The organism is Rhizobium sp. AN80A, from assembly GCF_030053015.1.
Lineage (GTDB): Bacteria > Pseudomonadota > Alphaproteobacteria > Rhizobiales > Rhizobiaceae > Rhizobium > Rhizobium metallidurans.
Window position 1 is genome coordinate 1,461,486 of the sequence record NZ_JASJPX010000003.1, and the last position, 15,678, is coordinate 1,477,163.

Annotated in this window: 12 protein-coding genes and 3 pseudogenes; 12 read left to right on the forward strand and 3 right to left on the reverse strand. The window is 61.6% G+C overall.

Annotated features, from left to right (window positions below; genetic code table 11):
• Positions 1 to 16 precede the first annotated feature (16 nt).
• A complete protein-coding gene (locus P3R82_RS18820; protein WP_283194878.1) occupies positions 17 to 568 on the forward strand; it encodes a CGNR zinc finger domain-containing protein in 552 nt (183 codons plus the stop codon).
• Positions 565 to 1,068: a hypothetical protein gene (locus tag P3R82_RS18825; protein ID WP_283194879.1), complete on the forward strand. Its 504-nt coding sequence runs from the start codon at positions 565 to 567 to the stop codon at positions 1,066 to 1,068. Before P3R82_RS18820 ends, P3R82_RS18825 begins: the two co-directional genes overlap by 4 nt.
• Positions 1,069 to 1,139: 71 nt before the next feature.
• Here P3R82_RS18825 and ndk read toward each other — a convergent pair whose 3' ends face one another.
• On the reverse strand, positions 1,140 to 1,562 hold the full coding sequence (gene ndk, locus P3R82_RS18830; protein ID WP_018898730.1) for a nucleoside-diphosphate kinase: 423 nt from the start codon (positions 1,560 to 1,562) through the stop codon (positions 1,140 to 1,142).
• Positions 1,563 to 1,765: 203 nt separating this feature from the next.
• Here ndk and P3R82_RS18835 point away from each other — a divergent pair, with 203 nt between their 5' ends.
• From P3R82_RS18835 to P3R82_RS18860, 6 genes and pseudogenes are all read left to right on the forward strand, one after another.
• Positions 1,766 to 2,281 (forward strand): DinB family protein, encoded by a 516-nt coding sequence (locus P3R82_RS18835; RefSeq protein ID WP_283194880.1) that lies wholly within the window; start codon positions 1,766 to 1,768, stop codon positions 2,279 to 2,281.
• Between the two features lie 140 nt (positions 2,282 to 2,421).
• Entirely contained in the window at positions 2,422 to 3,471 is a 1,050-nt protein-coding gene (locus P3R82_RS18840; RefSeq protein WP_283194881.1) for a GGDEF domain-containing protein, read from the forward strand.
• A gap of 53 nt (positions 3,472 to 3,524) precedes the next feature.
• Positions 3,525 to 5,407, forward strand: a pseudogene (locus P3R82_RS18845) (ABC-F family ATP-binding cassette domain-containing protein).
• A gap of 129 nt (positions 5,408 to 5,536) precedes the next feature.
• Complete coding sequence (locus P3R82_RS18850) at positions 5,537 to 6,373, forward strand: polysaccharide deacetylase family protein (protein ID WP_283194882.1); 837 nt, start codon at positions 5,537 to 5,539, stop codon at positions 6,371 to 6,373.
• Between the two features lie 118 nt (positions 6,374 to 6,491).
• Positions 6,492 to 7,418: a Gfo/Idh/MocA family oxidoreductase gene (locus P3R82_RS18855; RefSeq protein ID WP_283194883.1), complete on the forward strand. Its 927-nt coding sequence runs from the start codon at positions 6,492 to 6,494 to the stop codon at positions 7,416 to 7,418.
• Between the two features lie 60 nt (positions 7,419 to 7,478).
• The gene (locus tag P3R82_RS18860) at positions 7,479 to 8,024 is read left to right on the forward strand and encodes a GrpB family protein (RefSeq protein ID WP_283194884.1); all 546 of its coding nucleotides are present in this window, start codon (positions 7,479 to 7,481) and stop codon (positions 8,022 to 8,024) included.
• Between the two features lie 35 nt (positions 8,025 to 8,059).
• Here P3R82_RS18860 and P3R82_RS18865 read toward each other — a convergent pair whose 3' ends face one another.
• Both P3R82_RS18865 and P3R82_RS18870 read right to left on the reverse strand, forming a co-directional pair.
• Positions 8,060 to 8,509, reverse strand: coding sequence for a DNA polymerase III subunit chi (locus P3R82_RS18865; RefSeq protein WP_283194885.1), 450 nt, complete (start codon positions 8,507 to 8,509; stop codon positions 8,060 to 8,062).
• Positions 8,506 to 10,005, reverse strand: a complete 1,500-nt coding sequence (locus P3R82_RS18870; RefSeq protein ID WP_283194886.1) for a leucyl aminopeptidase — start codon at positions 10,003 to 10,005, stop codon at positions 8,506 to 8,508. The genes P3R82_RS18865 and P3R82_RS18870 overlap by 4 nt, the downstream gene beginning before the upstream one ends.
• A gap of 207 nt (positions 10,006 to 10,212) precedes the next feature.
• Between P3R82_RS18870 and P3R82_RS18875 the strand changes: the two genes are divergently transcribed.
• The 4 genes and pseudogenes from P3R82_RS18875 to P3R82_RS18890 all read left to right on the forward strand — a co-directional run bounded on the left by P3R82_RS18875 (position 10,213) and on the right by P3R82_RS18890 (position 15,649).
• Positions 10,213 to 10,941: a phosphatase PAP2 family protein gene (locus P3R82_RS18875; protein ID WP_283196377.1), complete on the forward strand. Its 729-nt coding sequence runs from the start codon at positions 10,213 to 10,215 to the stop codon at positions 10,939 to 10,941.
• A gap of 108 nt (positions 10,942 to 11,049) precedes the next feature.
• Positions 11,050 to 12,217: pseudogene (locus tag P3R82_RS18880) on the forward strand (LptF/LptG family permease).
• On the forward strand, positions 12,214 to 13,302 hold the full coding sequence (gene lptG, locus P3R82_RS18885) for an LPS export ABC transporter permease LptG (RefSeq protein WP_283194887.1): 1,089 nt from the start codon (positions 12,214 to 12,216) through the stop codon (positions 13,300 to 13,302). The pseudogene P3R82_RS18880 and the gene lptG overlap by 4 nt, the downstream one beginning before the upstream one ends.
• Positions 13,302 to 15,649 (forward strand): annotated as a pseudogene (locus P3R82_RS18890) (LPS-assembly protein LptD). The gene lptG and the pseudogene P3R82_RS18890 overlap by 1 nt, the downstream one beginning before the upstream one ends.
• The last annotated feature ends 29 nt before the right edge of the window (positions 15,650 to 15,678 follow it).

Below are 15,678 nucleotides of genomic sequence, written 5' to 3' on the forward strand. Positions count from 1 at the left end.
CAGTTATATTTTACCTATGACCTTCTCGTGGACCCCTCATCGCTTTTCCGGCGGCGTGCTCGCATTCGATGTCGCCAACAGCGTCGTGCTGCGACACGACGAGGCGCGCCGCATCGATCGCTTTGCCGTCGATGCGCAACTGCAGGCGTTTCCGCGAGCCGCCGCGAATTTCTGCGCCGAACGGGCGATCTTTGGGGACGTTGCGCCGGTTTCGGCGGATGACAGGCAGGCGTTCATTGATCTGCGCGAGGCGACCGACCGCTATTTTCGCGACCGCGTTCTCGCCGGTGGCAGCGATGGACTGCTGGCGGACTTGTTGGAGGCGGCAGCGGTCGTCCTGCGTGGCAACTCCGATGCCGCCGGCATCGATCGCGCCACCGCGCATTCGGTGCTGAGGCTGATCGCCTCGCCCGAACCGGAGCGGATGAAGATCTGCGGCAATTGCGGCTGGCTGTTTCTGGATCGCAGCAAGAACAGAAGCCGCACATGGTGCGACATGGCGGTCTGCGGCAACCGCGCCAAGGCGAGCAAGCACTATCGGCGCCGGAAAGAGGAGAACGGCTCATGAAAACGCTTGGAGCGGCCCTGCTATCGGCCATGCTGGCGCTGACGGCCTGCCAGCGTGAGAGCGACACGCTCGCAGAGGTCAGCGGCCATATCTTCGTGTTCAACTACCGCGTCGCGATCGCCACCTATCTGGTGACGCTGAACAAGAAGGCGCCGCTGCCTGAAGGCGCGGTGGCGATCGCCGAATTCGAAAATCCGGCCGGCGGGGCGCCGCTTGTGGTCAACGAGAAGATCTTCCCGGCCTGGGACAAGATCAGCCTGCAAAGCCCGCCGGTGCACTGCGTCAAGAAAGACAAGCCCTACGCCGTCAGCATCCGGTTGGTCGATGCCACAGGAAAGGAGTTGCAGAGCCTGAAGACGACGGTCACATCCGATGTCGACCAGTCGATCATGCCGGGCAAGCCGCTCGTGGTCGGGCCGCTTTACACCCGAAATCCCGAAGTGTTCAAAGCGGACGGAAGCGTCGATTATCACAGCGACGAGACCTGCCCCAAGACGTGAAAAAGCCCGGCGCGGTGGCCGGGCTTTCGGAGTCATTTCAAAAGGTTCAGCCCGCGGGCTGAGCTTTTGAATCAGCCGACGATTTCGGTTTCCGCGAACCAGTAGGCGATTTCCTGAACGGCGGTCTCGGGAGCGTCCGAACCGTGAACCGAGTTTTCGCCGATCGACAGCGCGAACTGCTTGCGGATCGTGCCTTCGTCAGCGTTGGCCGGGTTGGTGGCGCCCATGATTTCGCGGTTCTTCAGGATGGCGTTCTCGCCTTCCAGGACCTGAACGATGGTCGGGCCAGAGGTCATGCCTTCAACCAGTTCGCCGAAGAAGGGGCGTTCCTTGTGAACGGCGTAGAAGCCTTCGGCTTCGCGCTTGGACATCCATACGCGCTTGGAGGCGATGATGCGCAGGCCGTTGTCTTCGAATACCTTGGTGATGGCGCCGGTCAGGTTGCGCTTCGTTGCGTCCGGCTTGATCATCGAGAAGGTGCGTTCAATCGCCATTGTAATAATCCTCATTCATCGGGGAAAAGTGGGCGGTGTTTACCCGTCCGATAGGCTGAAAACAAGGGGGTTGCGCGAATTTCACGCGGTCGTCACAGAGCGGGACAGTTTGACGCGAGGCGATGAAGGAATTTCTTGGTGGCATCAGAACCATTGTCGTGTCAGCGACTTAGGATAGAACGGATCACCAGATGGAGGACAGAATGCTGAAACAATACGCGATGTTCGCGGATTACAACCGCTGGGCCAATGGGCTGGTCTACAGGGCTGCCTCGGAGCTGACGGACGCCGAATACCGCGAAAACCGCGGCGCCTTCTTCGGCTCGCTACACGCGACACTCAACCACATCCTGTCGGCCGACCGGATCTGGATGAAGCGCTTTACCGGATCGGGCGACGCGCCGACGACGCTCGACAGCATCCTTTACGAAGACCTCGAGACGCTCAGCGCGGCACGTGAGCGGGAGGATCGCAGGATCGCCGACTGGGTCGATACGCTTGATGCCGAGGCGCTCGCGGGCACGTTCAGCTACACGCCGGTTACTCGCCCGGGTGCGATCACCCAGCCGCTCTGGCCGGCGCTGTCGCATCTTTTCAACCACCAGACACATCATCGCGGCCAGTGCCACATGACCTTGACGGCGCTCGGCAAGCCCAGCCTGTCGCTCGATCTCAGCTACTTCCTGCACACGGAGGGCAAACGATGGCTGAGCGCATGATCTCAACGCCGCATTAACCGCGTTGGCGAAATCAAGGAAACAGATTTACTCGGCAAAGGTGCAAATTCAGGCCATCTTAAACAGTCCGATGCATAGGGGGAGAGAGAGGCCGGACAGGGCCGACGAGCGAGGAGTGCAACATGGCAAGTGCAGCATCGAGCCCGCAGGCGCAACGCGAGGCATCCCGTCCGGCACCGGTCACGGATATTCAGCGGATCAGCCAGCATATGACGCGTCTCGGCGTTTCCGGCCTTCCGCGCAATTACGAGCTGTTTCACGAGGCGATCGTCGGCCAGAACGCCGCGCTGGCCCAGGATATCGCCTCGCTCGGAGCCGCGCCGCGCCAGCCATCGCTCGATGAACTCGGCCTCAAATATCGCCTCGTCAGCCATTGCGGGCTGGTCGGAGAGACCTCGCAGGCCGAGATGAGCAAGATGATGCGCGATGCTGTCGAGCGCTTGACGGCGGGCGTAAGGCAGAAGCAGATTTTCATGCGCGCGGCGGAAACCGCGCTGAAATCGATCACCGGAAACCCGGACCAGAGCCTCTCGTCCTTCATGAGCGAGATGGAATTCCTGTCGACTTCGCTCAACGGTCTCCTGACCGCCGAGACCGACCTCGAGATCAAGCTGCGCCACGACGTCGATCGGATGGAAGCGCTCGAGCGTGGGGTCGCCGCGGCTCAAACGGCGTCCTCTACCGACCGTCTCACCGGCCTTCCCAATCGCACCGCGCTCAACAGGACCGTGCTCGATCTTTATGAGCGCGAGGAAGGTTCGGCCGGAAGCGCGCTGATCATGATGGATATCGACGACTTCAAGGCGCTGAACAGCCGCTACGGCACGCAGACCGGCAGCCGTCTTTTGAAAAAGCTCGCCGATCTGTTCCGCAAGTCGATCAAGAAGCACGACTTCGTGGCCCGTACCGATGGCGACGAATTCACCTTCGTGTTCGCCAATGTCGGCATGCAGGAGGCCATGGCGATCGCCGAGCGGCTGCGCAATTCCGTGGAAGAGAACGTGGTCTTCGCGACCTCGGACGCCGGACAGAACGCCAGGCTGACGGTGTCGCTCGGCATCGCATTGAGCGCCGACGCGGCGACGGCTTCGCAGTTGCAGGCCAATGCACGCATCGCGCTGCATGCCGCGCAATCGAACAGGCGCCTGCCGGTGCAGGCCTTCGGGCGCTGAGAGGCCATTTCAAGCTCTTGCGCTGATCGCGGCTTTCGGCCAAAACGCCGGACATGATCACGATTAGCGATATCTCCGCCCGCATTGCCGGCCGCCTGCTCCTCGACCATGCCAGCGTCTCGCTGCCCGCGGGCACGAAGGCCGGCCTCGTCGGCCGCAACGGCGCCGGCAAGTCCACCCTGTTTCGCATCATCACCGGCGATCTCGGGGCCGAGACAGGATCGATCACAATCCCCAAGAACGCGCGCATCGGCCAGGTTGCCCAGGAGGCGCCGGGCACGGAAGATCTGCTGATCGAAATCGTGCTGTCCGCCGACAAGGAGCGCAGCGCCCTGATGGCGGAGGCCGAGACCGCCAGCGACCCGCACCGCATCGCCGAAATCCAGATGCGCCTTGTCGACATCGACGCGCACTCGGCCGAAGCGCGAGCCGCCAGCATCCTGTCCGGCCTCGGCTTCAGCCAGGAGGCGCAGGCGCGGCCGGCATCGTCCTTCTCCGGCGGATGGCGCATGCGCGTGGCGCTGGCTTCGGTGCTGTTTACAGAACCCGATCTGCTCCTGCTCGACGAGCCGACCAACTATCTCGACCTCGAAGGCACGCTCTGGCTCGAGGATTACGTGCGGCGCTATCCGCACACCGTGCTGATCATCAGCCACGACCGCGACCTCCTGAACAATGCCGTCAACTCGATCGTGCATCTCGACCAGAAGAAACTGACCATCTATCGCGGCGGCTACGACCAGTTCGAGCGGCAGAAGGCGGAAGCCGACGAGCTGCAGACCAAGGCGAAGGCGAAGAACGACGCGGCGCGCAAGCATCTGCAGAGCTTCATCGACCGTTTCAAGGCGAAAGCCTCGAAGGCCCGCCAGGCGCAGAGCCGCGTCAAGGCGCTGGAACGGATGGGCACCGTGGCCTCGGTCATCGAGGATCACGTGCAGCCGATCACCTTCCCCGAGCCGGAAAAGCAGCCCGCCTCCCCGATCGTCGCCATTTCGGGCGGTGCCGTTGGCTACGAGCCGGGCAAGCCGATCCTCAAGGGGCTCAACCTTCGCATCGACAATGACGACCGCATCGCGCTTCTCGGCTCGAACGGCAACGGCAAGTCGACCTTCGCGAAGTTCATCTCCGGCAGGCTTTCGGCCGAAAGCGGCGAAGTGAAGCTGGCGCCGAGCCTGAAGATCGGCTTCTTCGCGCAGCACCAGCTCGACGACCTCATCCCCGACCAATCGCCGGTCGAGCATGTGCGCCGCCTGATGCCGGAAGCGCCCGAAGCCAAGGTGCGGGCCCGCGTCGCGCAGATGGGGCTGGCGACCGAGAAGATGGCGACGGCCGCCAAGGATCTGTCCGGCGGCGAAAAAGCGCGCCTGCTGATGGGGCTTGCGGCCTTCCACGCGCCGAACCTGCTCATTCTCGACGAACCGACCAACCACCTCGACATCGACAGCCGCCGCGCGCTGATCGAGGCGCTGAACGACTATGACGGCGCCGTCATCCTGATCTCGCACGATCGCTACCTGATCGAGGCGACCGTCGACCGGCTGTGGCTGGTCAACAATGGCACGGTCACCACCTTCGAAGGCGACATGGACGAGTATCGCGATCTGATCGTCGCCTCCGGCAAGAAGAAGGACGAGAAGCCGCAACTGCTCGAGGAGACAGCGACCAAGGCCGACCAGCGCAAGCTCAATGCCGACCGGCGCGCCTCGCTCGCCCCACTCAAGAAAAAGATCAACGAAATCGAATCCTTGACGGGCAAGCTGGAGAAACTGATTCAGGGTCTTGATGCGGAACTTGCGGATCCGGTGCTCTACGAGAAGGCGCCGGCCAAGGCCGCCGAGAAGGCAAAGCAGCGCGGCGAAGCGGCCGCCAAACTGGCGCGGCCGAAGAACAATGGCTGGAGCTTTCGTCCGAATACGAGGAGGCTATGGCAGGATAGCCACAGCCGTTACCCAAGCGCCCGGAACCTAACATTTGTCAGCGCGCGGGCGAGCGAAAGAAACTGATCGTTAACCATAATCCTCAAGGTTGTCTCAACATTCATTACTGATTTGTTGAGACACTCTTCATGCACCGCTTCGCCCTTTACGCCGGCCTTCTTTTGTCCGCCGCGCTCGCCGGCTGCCAAACGACAAAGCAGCCCGCGCCCGACACGACGATCAAGACTTCGTCCATCCTCGCGCCCGAAGGCAGCAAGAACACGATCCGCGGCGATACAGCCGAGCGATCCGGATCGGTCGTATCTGGCAAGCAGCACCATCTCGCCGGACGGACGATGACCGTGTCGTCGATCCGCGACATCCAGTTGCAGGACAAGGAAGTCATTCTCAGCTTCGACGATGGTCCGATCCCGGGCCGTACCGACCGCGTTCTGGCGACGCTCGACGAGTTCGGCGTGAAGGGCGCCTTCATGATGGTCGGCGAAATGGCGACCTTGCATCCCGACCTCGCCCGCAAGGTCGCAGCCGATGGCAATGCGATCGGGAGTCACACCTACAAGCACGACAACCTCTCCGCACTGACCTTCGACATGGCGATGGCCGAGGTTGTGCGCGGCCAGGCGGCCGTGACCAAGGCCACCGGCGTCGACGTCAATTTCTTCCGCTTCCCGTATCTTGCCGACAGCTCGAAGCTTCGCTCCGCGATCGGCATTCGCGACATGGTCGTGATGGACGTGGATGTCGACAGCAAGGACTATTTCAACACGACGCCCGCCGCCGTGACCGAGCGAACGCTCGACCTCGTCTACAAGCGCGGACGCGGCATCATTTTGATGCACGACATCCACAAACGCACGGCGACCATGCTTCCGACGCTGCTCTCCAAGCTGGAGGCCGATGGCTACAAGGTGGTGACGCTGAAGTTCCAGAAGCCGGTCGCGCCGACCGTCATGGCATCCCTGTAATTCGCAGGTGAATTCCAGACCCGCGACAGACGCCGACGCTTGCCCGTCGGCGTCTTTCTGCTACAACAGCCGCCAATAATCATACTATTGAGCGAAACACCGAACGCGAGCCAAGAGCATGTCACCCATCAACCTCGCCATCGTTGGCGTCGGCAAGATCGTCCGCGACCAGCACCTTCCCTCCATCGCCAAGAACCCGGACTTCAATCTGATCGCCACGGCGAGCCGTCACGGCACGGTCGATGGCATCCAGAGCTTCACCACGATCGAAGCGATGCTCGACGCCGTGCCCGAGATCGACGCGGTGTCGCTGTGCATGCCGCCGCAGTATCGCTATGAGGCCGCCCACAAGGCGCTTTCGGCCGGCAAGCACGTGTTCCTCGAAAAGCCCCCGGGCGCGACGCTGAGCGAGGTTGCCGATCTCGAGGCGCTCGCCGCCTCCAAGGGCGTCTCGCTATTCGCCAGCTGGCATTCGCGCTACGCGGCGGCCGTCGAGGCGGCCAAGTCCTTCCTCGCATCCACGACCATCGAAAGCGTTCACGTCGTCTGGAAGGAAGACGTGCGCCAGTGGCATCCGAATCAGGACTGGATCTGGCAGGCTGGCGGCCTTGGCGTGTTCGATCCCGGCATCAACGCGTTGTCGATCGTCACGCATATCCTGCCGAAGGCGATCTTCCTGACGAGCGCGACGCTGGAGTTCCCCGAGAACCGCGACGCGCCGATCGCAGCCGACCTGCACTTCAAGAATGCCGACAACGTCCCCGCGCATATCGAGTTCGACTGGCGCCAGACCGGCAAGCAGAGCTGGGATATCTTCGCCGAGACGACGGCTGGCAAGATGGTTCTGGCCGAAGGCGGCTCGAAGCTCTCCATCGACGGAGAACTGAAGTTCGAGGCGCCGGAAGAGGAATATCCCGCGCTCTATCGCCGCTTCGCGGAGATCGTCAAGGCCGGCAAGTCCGACGTCGACCTCGCGCCGCTGCGCCACGTCGCCGATGCCTTCATGCTCGGCCGGCGCAAATTCGTCGAAGCCTTCCACGATTGATTCGAAATTGCCGAACCTCGTGATACATTAAGGTCATCTTGGGTATCTCAGAGGTTCGGCATGCGCGACGATGAAGCGTTCGGTCTCGGGCTGAAGAACCTGACGGTCTCGCTCTCCGACGCCAACACGCTTTGGCACGACGCTTACGAGGAAGAGGCCGAGGCGATCCGCCAGGCGCTCGGCGACACCGTCATCGACATCCAGCACGTCGGCAGCACGTCGATCCCATCAATCAAGGCCAAGCCGATCATCGACATCATGGTCGGCATTCGGTACTTCGCCGACGGCCCGGCCTGCGTCGGCGCGATGGAGAGCATCGGATACGATTATGCCGGCACCGATCTCGTTCCCGACGATCACATCTTCGGGCGCGGCATCAAGGGCGAGACACGAACGCATCTCGTTCATGTCGTGGAATATCACGGCGAGAACTGGAACCGCATGCTGGCGTTTCGCGATGCGCTGCGCGCCGATCCCGATCTTGCCCGCGCCTATGAGCAGCTGAAGGTCGGCCTCGCCGGCACGCATGCGGCAAGCCGGGCGGAGTATACCCGCGCGAAACACGATTTCATCGAGAAGGTGGTCAAGGATGCCGGGGTTGGCTGATCCAGCTAGGAGCTATACGGGCTAGCTCTGCGGGCCTATGCCTTCTTTTCCCAGCGACCTTCCGGCGTCTGCTGCCAATATGTGAGGCTGTGCCCCTCGCCTTTCAGCTTCTTCCACTGGGCCCGCGCGCCATCGAGCTGTTCCTGATCGTAGCCATCGAACATGAAGACGACCCGCTCATATGGATCGAGCGGCGGCGGCTCGGCGCCGGCGACGATGAAGCGGACGGTCGCGCCGTTGATGTTGTCGTCGGTGATGGTCAGGAGGACCGGCTGGTTGCCGGCCAGTTCCCCCTCATCCGTGCCGTGCGGCAGGAAGCTGTCCTCGCGAAAGGTCCAGAGATGCGCATCGAGCGCATCCCTGTGAGCCGTTTCCTTCATCTGAACCGCGACGCGCCAGCCGCGCTCGACGCTTTTGTCGAGCAAAGGCGGAAGCGCGTCCTCCAGCTTGGATTCGGTCAGATGGTAGAACAGGACCTCGGTCATGATTCGTAGTTGGCCCGCACCAGCTGATCGAGCAGCCGCACGCCGTAGCCGGAACCCCAGGATTGGTTGATCTCGTCGAGCGGCGAGCCGATGGCGGTGCCGGCGATATCGATATGCGCCCAGGGCGTGTCGCCGACGAAGCGGCCGATGAAGTGGGCGGCGGTGATCGAGCCGGCGTGGCGGCCGCCGGTGTTCTTCATATCAGCGAACTTGCTGTCGATCATCTTGTCGTATTCCTTGCCCATCGGCATGCGCCAGAGACGCTCGTGGGTTTCGGTTCCGGCGATCGCCAGCTGCTCGGACAGCGTGTCGTCGTTGGAAAACAGGCCGGCCTGGATGTTGCCGAGCGCCACCAGGATCGCGCCTGTCAGCGTCGCGAGATCGATCATGAACCGTGGCTTGAAACGGTCGTTGCAATACCAGACGGCATCGCAGAGAACGAGGCGGCCTTCGGCATCGGTGTTGATGACCTCGATCGTCTGGCCGGACATGGAGGTGACGATATCTCCCGGACGCTGCGCGTTGCCATCGGGCATGTTCTCGACCAGGCCGATGATGCCGACGACATTCGCCTTGGCCTTGCGGGCCGCCAGCACGTGCATGAGGCCGGTGACCGCGGCGGCCCCGCCCATGTCGCCCTTCATGTCTTCCATGCCTCCGGCCGGCTTGATGGAGATGCCGCCGGTATCGAAGACCACGCCCTTGCCGATGAAGGCGAGCGGCGCATCGCCGTTCTTGCCGCCCTTCCACTGCATGACCGCCAGGCGCGGCGACCGCACGGAGCCCTGCGCGACACCAAGAAGCGCACCCATGCCGAGCTTGCTCATTTCCTTTTCCGTCAGGATCTCGACCTCGACGCCGAGCTTTTCGAGTTCCTTGACCTTGGCGGCGAATTCAACCGGGCCTAGTACGTTGGCCGGTTCGTTGACGAGATCGCGTGCGAGATTGACGCCATCGGCGACCGCCTGCGAGACCGCGAAGGCCTTCGCCGCTTCCGTGGCCTTCGCCGTGACGATGCGCACCTTGACCGGTCCGTTGCCGTCCTTGGCGTTGTTGTCGTCTTCCGACTTCTTCGTCTTGTAGGTGTCGAAACCATAGGCGCGCAACATCATGCCGAGCGCGAAATCGGCGGCCTGCGCGGCGTTGACGTCCACGCCCGGCGCATCCACGAAAACAGTCACATCCGTCGTGTTTTTGATCTTCGAGGCGGCGGCGCCGCCGGCCTTCAGCCAGTCGAAGGACACGAGGTTGTCCGCCTTGCCGAGGCCGATCACAAAGAGACGCTCGGCCTTCGATCCCTCGGGTGCCACGATATCGAGCGCGCCGGCAAGCTTTGCCGAGAACCCGGCGATCCTGGCGGCCTTCGCCACCACGCCCGACGGGTCGGCGACGCTCGCGCCAGCGGCGAAATCCGCGCCCTTGGCCTGCAACAGAATGGCGTATCCACCGGCAATTTCGGCAGATTTTTCAAACGAAATATCGAATTTGGCTGACATGTCTTCTCCAGTGGGATCGCTATAAATCCTCTGCCCCGATCATTCAGGTTTTCACTGTCGAAAACAAGTCTCCGTCGCGGCCAACGCGACCGGGATCGCGGGCGTTGCGTCAACAAGGCGTCATGCAAGACGACTATTGATCCCGGCAGATCGACACGACGGGGATCGGTCTTGAACTCGATATTGAAGACTTTCAGTCCGATTGCCATGCGCGAAACGCGTTACGGCGCGACGGACATATTCAAGTTCCTGCTCGTCGCCTGGTTCGTGCTTCTTGCCATCTTCAATCTGTTTCCCGGTATCGATCAGGGCGTCTCAACGTATTTCTTCACCAGCGCGGCCTGCGATGCCGGCGCATCGCTTCTCAAGGTTTGCGGGTATTTCCCCTATCGCGAGGAGTTCGGCCTGCAAATCCTGCGCACCATCTTTCTGCGCCTTCCCTATCTGGCGGCGTTCGTGCTGTTGTGGAAACTCGTCGAGTGTTACGGCCAATTCGGCGCCACCTTCGACGCCGATCGCGCCCGCGACCTGAAGATCGCTATTGGCGCACTGATCGTCGGCCCGATCATTCTCGTCAACTTCATCCTGAAAACGTACTGGGGGCGCCCTCGCCCCTTTTCCACGATCGATTTCGGCGGCGCGCTCGACTTCGTTTCCGCCGGATCGACGACCGGCAAATGCCTGTCCAACTGTTCGTTCGTTTCGGGCGAAGCCGCCGGCGCCGGCTGGTTGCTCTGCCTTGTCTTCATCATGCCGCGCGCGTCGCGACGCGCGCTCTTCCTGCCGCTGGCGGCGATTTCGTTGTTGGCGCCGGCATTGCGTGTCGCCTTCGGGGCGCACTATCTGTCGGATGTCGTCCTCGGATGGTTGTCATCCTTCGTTGTTTTTGCCGGCATCCTGGCGCTGACCGATTCGCCACAGCGGGAAAAAAACTGAAAATTGAATGAATTTTCGACCCTAGCTTGTCGCAAAAGCCAATCAAAGAGCGTAGATGGATTTCGCTGCGTGGCGGCAAGAATTCGCGAAGAGCGTTCAAGGGCGTGCATGAAACTGCTTGAAACATATATATTGCGGCGCGTGGGCCAGATGTTTCTCGTCGCCCTTTTGCCTGTGCTCGCGATTATCTGGACGACGCAGGTCCTGCAGCGCATCAATCTGGTGACGGATAGCGGCCAGTCGGTCGGCTCCTTCGCCAAGCTCGCCACGCTCATCCTGCCCTCGATCATTCCCGTCGTTCTGCCCTTCGCGCTTGTTATCGGCATCACGCAGACGCTGACCACGATGAACAACGATCGGAGCTTGCCGTTATCGATGCCGCCGGCGCGCGCCGCGGCATCATCTGGCGCCCGATCATCATTCTCGCGGCCGTCATCAGCGCCTTCTCCTTTCTCGTTGACAACGTGGTCGAGCCGAAGGCAAAGACCGGCGCAAGGCAAATGATCGCAGCGGCTTACGCCGATCTGCTGTCGACCGTCATCGAAGAGAAGAACTTCCGCCAGATCGATTCCGGCCTCTATGTGCAGATTTCCGAACGCCTGGCCGGACGCGTTCTCAAGGGCCTGTTCGTAGTGGACGAGCGCGACCCGGCGTTCCAGCTGATCTACTACGCCCGCGAAGGCGCGGTCGACGAGAAGGGCACGTCGCTGATCATGCGTGACGGCGAAGTGCACCGGAAAACGCCGACGGGGGATGTGTCGATCATCCGTTTCGCCGCCTATTCGTTCGACCTTTCCGACCTGACGCAGAATCGCGGCCAGTCCACGCTTCGCGCATCGGACCGTGAACTGCCATTCCTGCTCAATCCCGATCCGACGGACAAGGACTACATCGCCAAGCCCGATAGCTATCGCGCCGAGCTGCACAGGCGACTGACCGACTGGATGCTGCCAATGGTGTTCGCGTTGATCTCGCTTGCGATCGCCGGTGACGCGCGGTCGCATCGCGAGGCGCGGCTGCACCCGATGGTGTCGGCGCTCGTCATCGCTTTCGCGGTCCGATGGGCGACCTTCTATGCCGCCAACCAGATCAGAATCGAAGCCGATTTTCATCGGCATCCTCTACGCGCTGCCGCTAGGGATCAGCGCGATGGCGATCGTTTCGCTGGTGCTGCACAAGCGAGATCTCGCTGCTGGGCATCATCGGCAACTGGGTCGCTATTTTCTGGCGCAAGCTGCAGCAGCGCTTGCCCCGCTCGTCGGGAGGTGGCGCATGATTTTCGGTACGCTCGGGCGCTACTTCTTCCGCCGCTACGCAACGACCGCGATGTGGTTCTTTCTCGGTGTCGTCGGCATCGTCTACCTGGTCGATTTCAGCGAGACCGCGAGCCGCATGTCGGGTCTTCCGGGCTATACGGTAACCGGCGGATTGCTGATGACGGCCGTGCGCCTGCCGCTCATCCTGCAGCAGACTGTCCCCTTCATCGCGCTCTTCGTCGGCATGACCGTGCTGATCGGCCTCAACCGCAAATACGAGCTCGTCGTGACACGCGCCGCCGGCATCTCGGTCTGGCAGTTCATGTCGCCCTTCATCGCCGGCGCGTTCCTGCTCGGCATCGGCGTCATGACGATTCTCAATCCGCTGGCGGCCTGGGGACAGCGGCAGGCGGCAAGCGTGGAGAGCAACTGGCGCGGCGACAACGGTGCATCGAGGGGCGCGCCCCAGGTTCCGTGGATCCGCCAGATCAGCAATCAGGACGATGCCATCATCGGCGCGCGCAGCGTTGTCGAGGGTGGAACGCTGCTCGTCGACGCGGTGTTCGTTCACTTCGATTCGAGCAATCGCATCATCCTCAGGCAGGACGCGGCGACCGCAAAATTGGAAGATGGTTACTGGCTTCTTAAGAACGTTACCGAGCGTCGCCCGGGCGAAATCGCGGAACGTAAGGAAGAGGTACAAGTCCGTACCAGTTTGAAACGGGATTTCGTCGAACAGCGGCTTACCGCCCCTGAAACCATTGCATTTTTCGATCTTTCGAGCCGAATCGAAATCGCTAAATCCTTCGGGATTCCGACCAAGGCTCTGGAGACACAATTTCACTCTTTGTTGTCTCAACCACTGTTGCTCGTGGCGATGACTCTCATCGCTGCAACAGTGTCCCTAAAATTTAGCCGGTTCAACCAATCGAGGTCCGTGATTCTGGGTGGCATCCTGGCGGGCTTCGTGCTTTATGTGGTCACCGTGCTTGTGAAAGCATTCGGAAGCAGTGGGGTTGTCCCGCCTTTCGTGGCGACGTGGATTCCGGTCATCGTCGCCTTGGCTTTGGGTGCAACAATTCTGCTTCATCAGGAGGATGGCTAGTGGCGGCAGGCAACCGCAAAAGTGTTCGTAAGCAGTTGGTTGCCCTGTTCGCAGGCGTAGCCCTGTGCGGCTATACCGGCAACATCCCCGTTGCCATCGCGCAAGACGCTTTGCAAAACATGAAGCCCGATGTCTCGAAGGAAGCCAAGATGCTTCTTTCGGCCAATGAGCTTGTCTATAACAAAGACGCAGAGGTCGTTTCGGCAGTCGGCGGCGTGCAGATCAATTACGCCGGCTACAAGATGGTCTCGCAGCGAGTCGAGTACAATCAGAAGACCGGCCGGATGATGGCGCTCGGCAATGTCGAGCTCGTCAGCCCCGATGGCACGCGCATGTATTCCGACAAGCTCGACGTCACGGACGACTTCGCGGACGGTTTCATCAATTCGCTGCGAATCGAGACCCCCGACAACACCCGCATCGTGGCTGAAACCGGCCAGCGGGTCGGTGGCAACGAGATGATTCTGAACAAGGGCGTCTACACCGCCTGTCTGCCCTGCTCGCAAAATCCCGAGCGACCACCGTTCTGGCAGGTGAAGGCGGAACGCGTAATCCAAAACGGCGAGAAGCGCACGATCTCGCCTCGAACGCGCGCGCATGGAGATTCTTGGCTATCCGATCGCCTATGTTCCGTGGCTCGTCGTTCCCGACAATACCGTGAAGCGCAAGTCGGGCTTCCTGTTCCCGAGCTTCAGCACCGCGCAGAATCTCGGATTCGGCCTGTCCGTCCCCTACTACTACGTGATCTCGCCCAGCATGGACGCGACGGTTACGGGTACGGGCTACACGACGCAGGGCTTCCTGGCGGATGCCGAATTCCGGCAGCGTTTCGAGAACGGCACGCATACGCTGCGCGTGGCCGGGATCAACCAGATGAATTCCAGCCAGTTCACTGCAGGTACTAGCGACGCCGAGAACGACGCGCGTGGCCTCGTGGCGTCTAAGGGTGCATTCCAGATCAATCCCCGCTGGACCTTCGGCTGGGATGTGATGGTGCAGAGCGACAACAATTTCGCGCGCACCTATAATCTCAAGGGCCTCAACGATTCGACCCGCACCAACCAGGTCTATTTGACCGGCCTCGGGAAGCGGAACTACTTCGACATGCGTTCCTTCTATTTCGACGTGCAGGACGCCGATCCTTCGAGCACCGCCGAAAAGCAACAGGCGATCGTCTATCCGGTGGTGGACTATCGCTACATCGCACCGCAGCCGCTTGCCGGCGGCGAGCTCTCGGCCGATGTGAACTTCACCAATATCTCGCGCGGCAAGGACGATTTCTACGACGTCGCCGGCTTCGATCGCTTCCGTGGCCTCGAAGGCCAGACATCGCGCCTGACGGGCGAACTGACGTGGAAGCGCACCTTCGTAACGCCGGCAGGCGTTCTGATCACGCCGCTGTTGTCGGCGCGCGGCGATGCGCTGGCGCTGAACATGGACGATCCCGCCGGTTATGCCGGCAACTACGACACGAGCGATGCCGCGACGCGCGGCATGGTGACGGCAGGCCTGGAAATGCGCTATCCGATCCTGGCCACCACCGAAAACAGCACGCACGTGTTCGAGCCGATCATGCAGATCTATGCACGTCCGGACGAATCGCTGGCCGGCAGGCTTCCGAACGAAGACGCGCAGAGCTTCGTCTTCGACGCGACCAACCTGTTCGAACGCGACAAGTTCTCCGGCTACGACCGTATCGAGGGCGGCACGCGCGCCAATGTCGGCATCCAGTATACCGGCACCTTCGACAACGGCTACAAGCTGCACGGCATCTTCGGCCAGTCCTACCAGCTGGGCGGCCAGAATTCGTTCACCACCGACGACCTCGTCAATGTCGGTGCCGATTCAGGCCTCGAAACCACGCGGTCCGACTATGTCGGCCTCGGCGGCATCGAGACGCCTCAGGGCTTCGCCTTCGCCGCTTCGTATCGCCTTGACGAGAAGACCTTCGAACTTCGCCGCGGCGACCTGACGGCCGGTTTCCAGACCGACACGTTCCAGAGCCAGCTTCTCTACACGCACGTCTCCGCGCAGCCGGAATATGGCTTCGATCTCGGATAACGACGAAATCCAGACGCGCGCGACGGTCAAGTTCAAGGATTACTGGTCGATCTTCGGCGGTATCGCCTACGATCTGAACAACAACACGTTCACGCGCCAGACCATCGGCCTGACATATGAAGACGAGTGCACGATCTTCACGATCGCCTACTCCGACAAGCGCGACACCAGCGATCAGTCGGCGAGCGACTGGACGATCGGCGCGAGACTGACATTCCGCACCCTTGGCGACATCAATCTCGGTGACGCCAGCGAACTGGGCTACGGAAACATCTACAACAACTGATCGATTTTGCAGCGCGGCGAGAGAAAGGG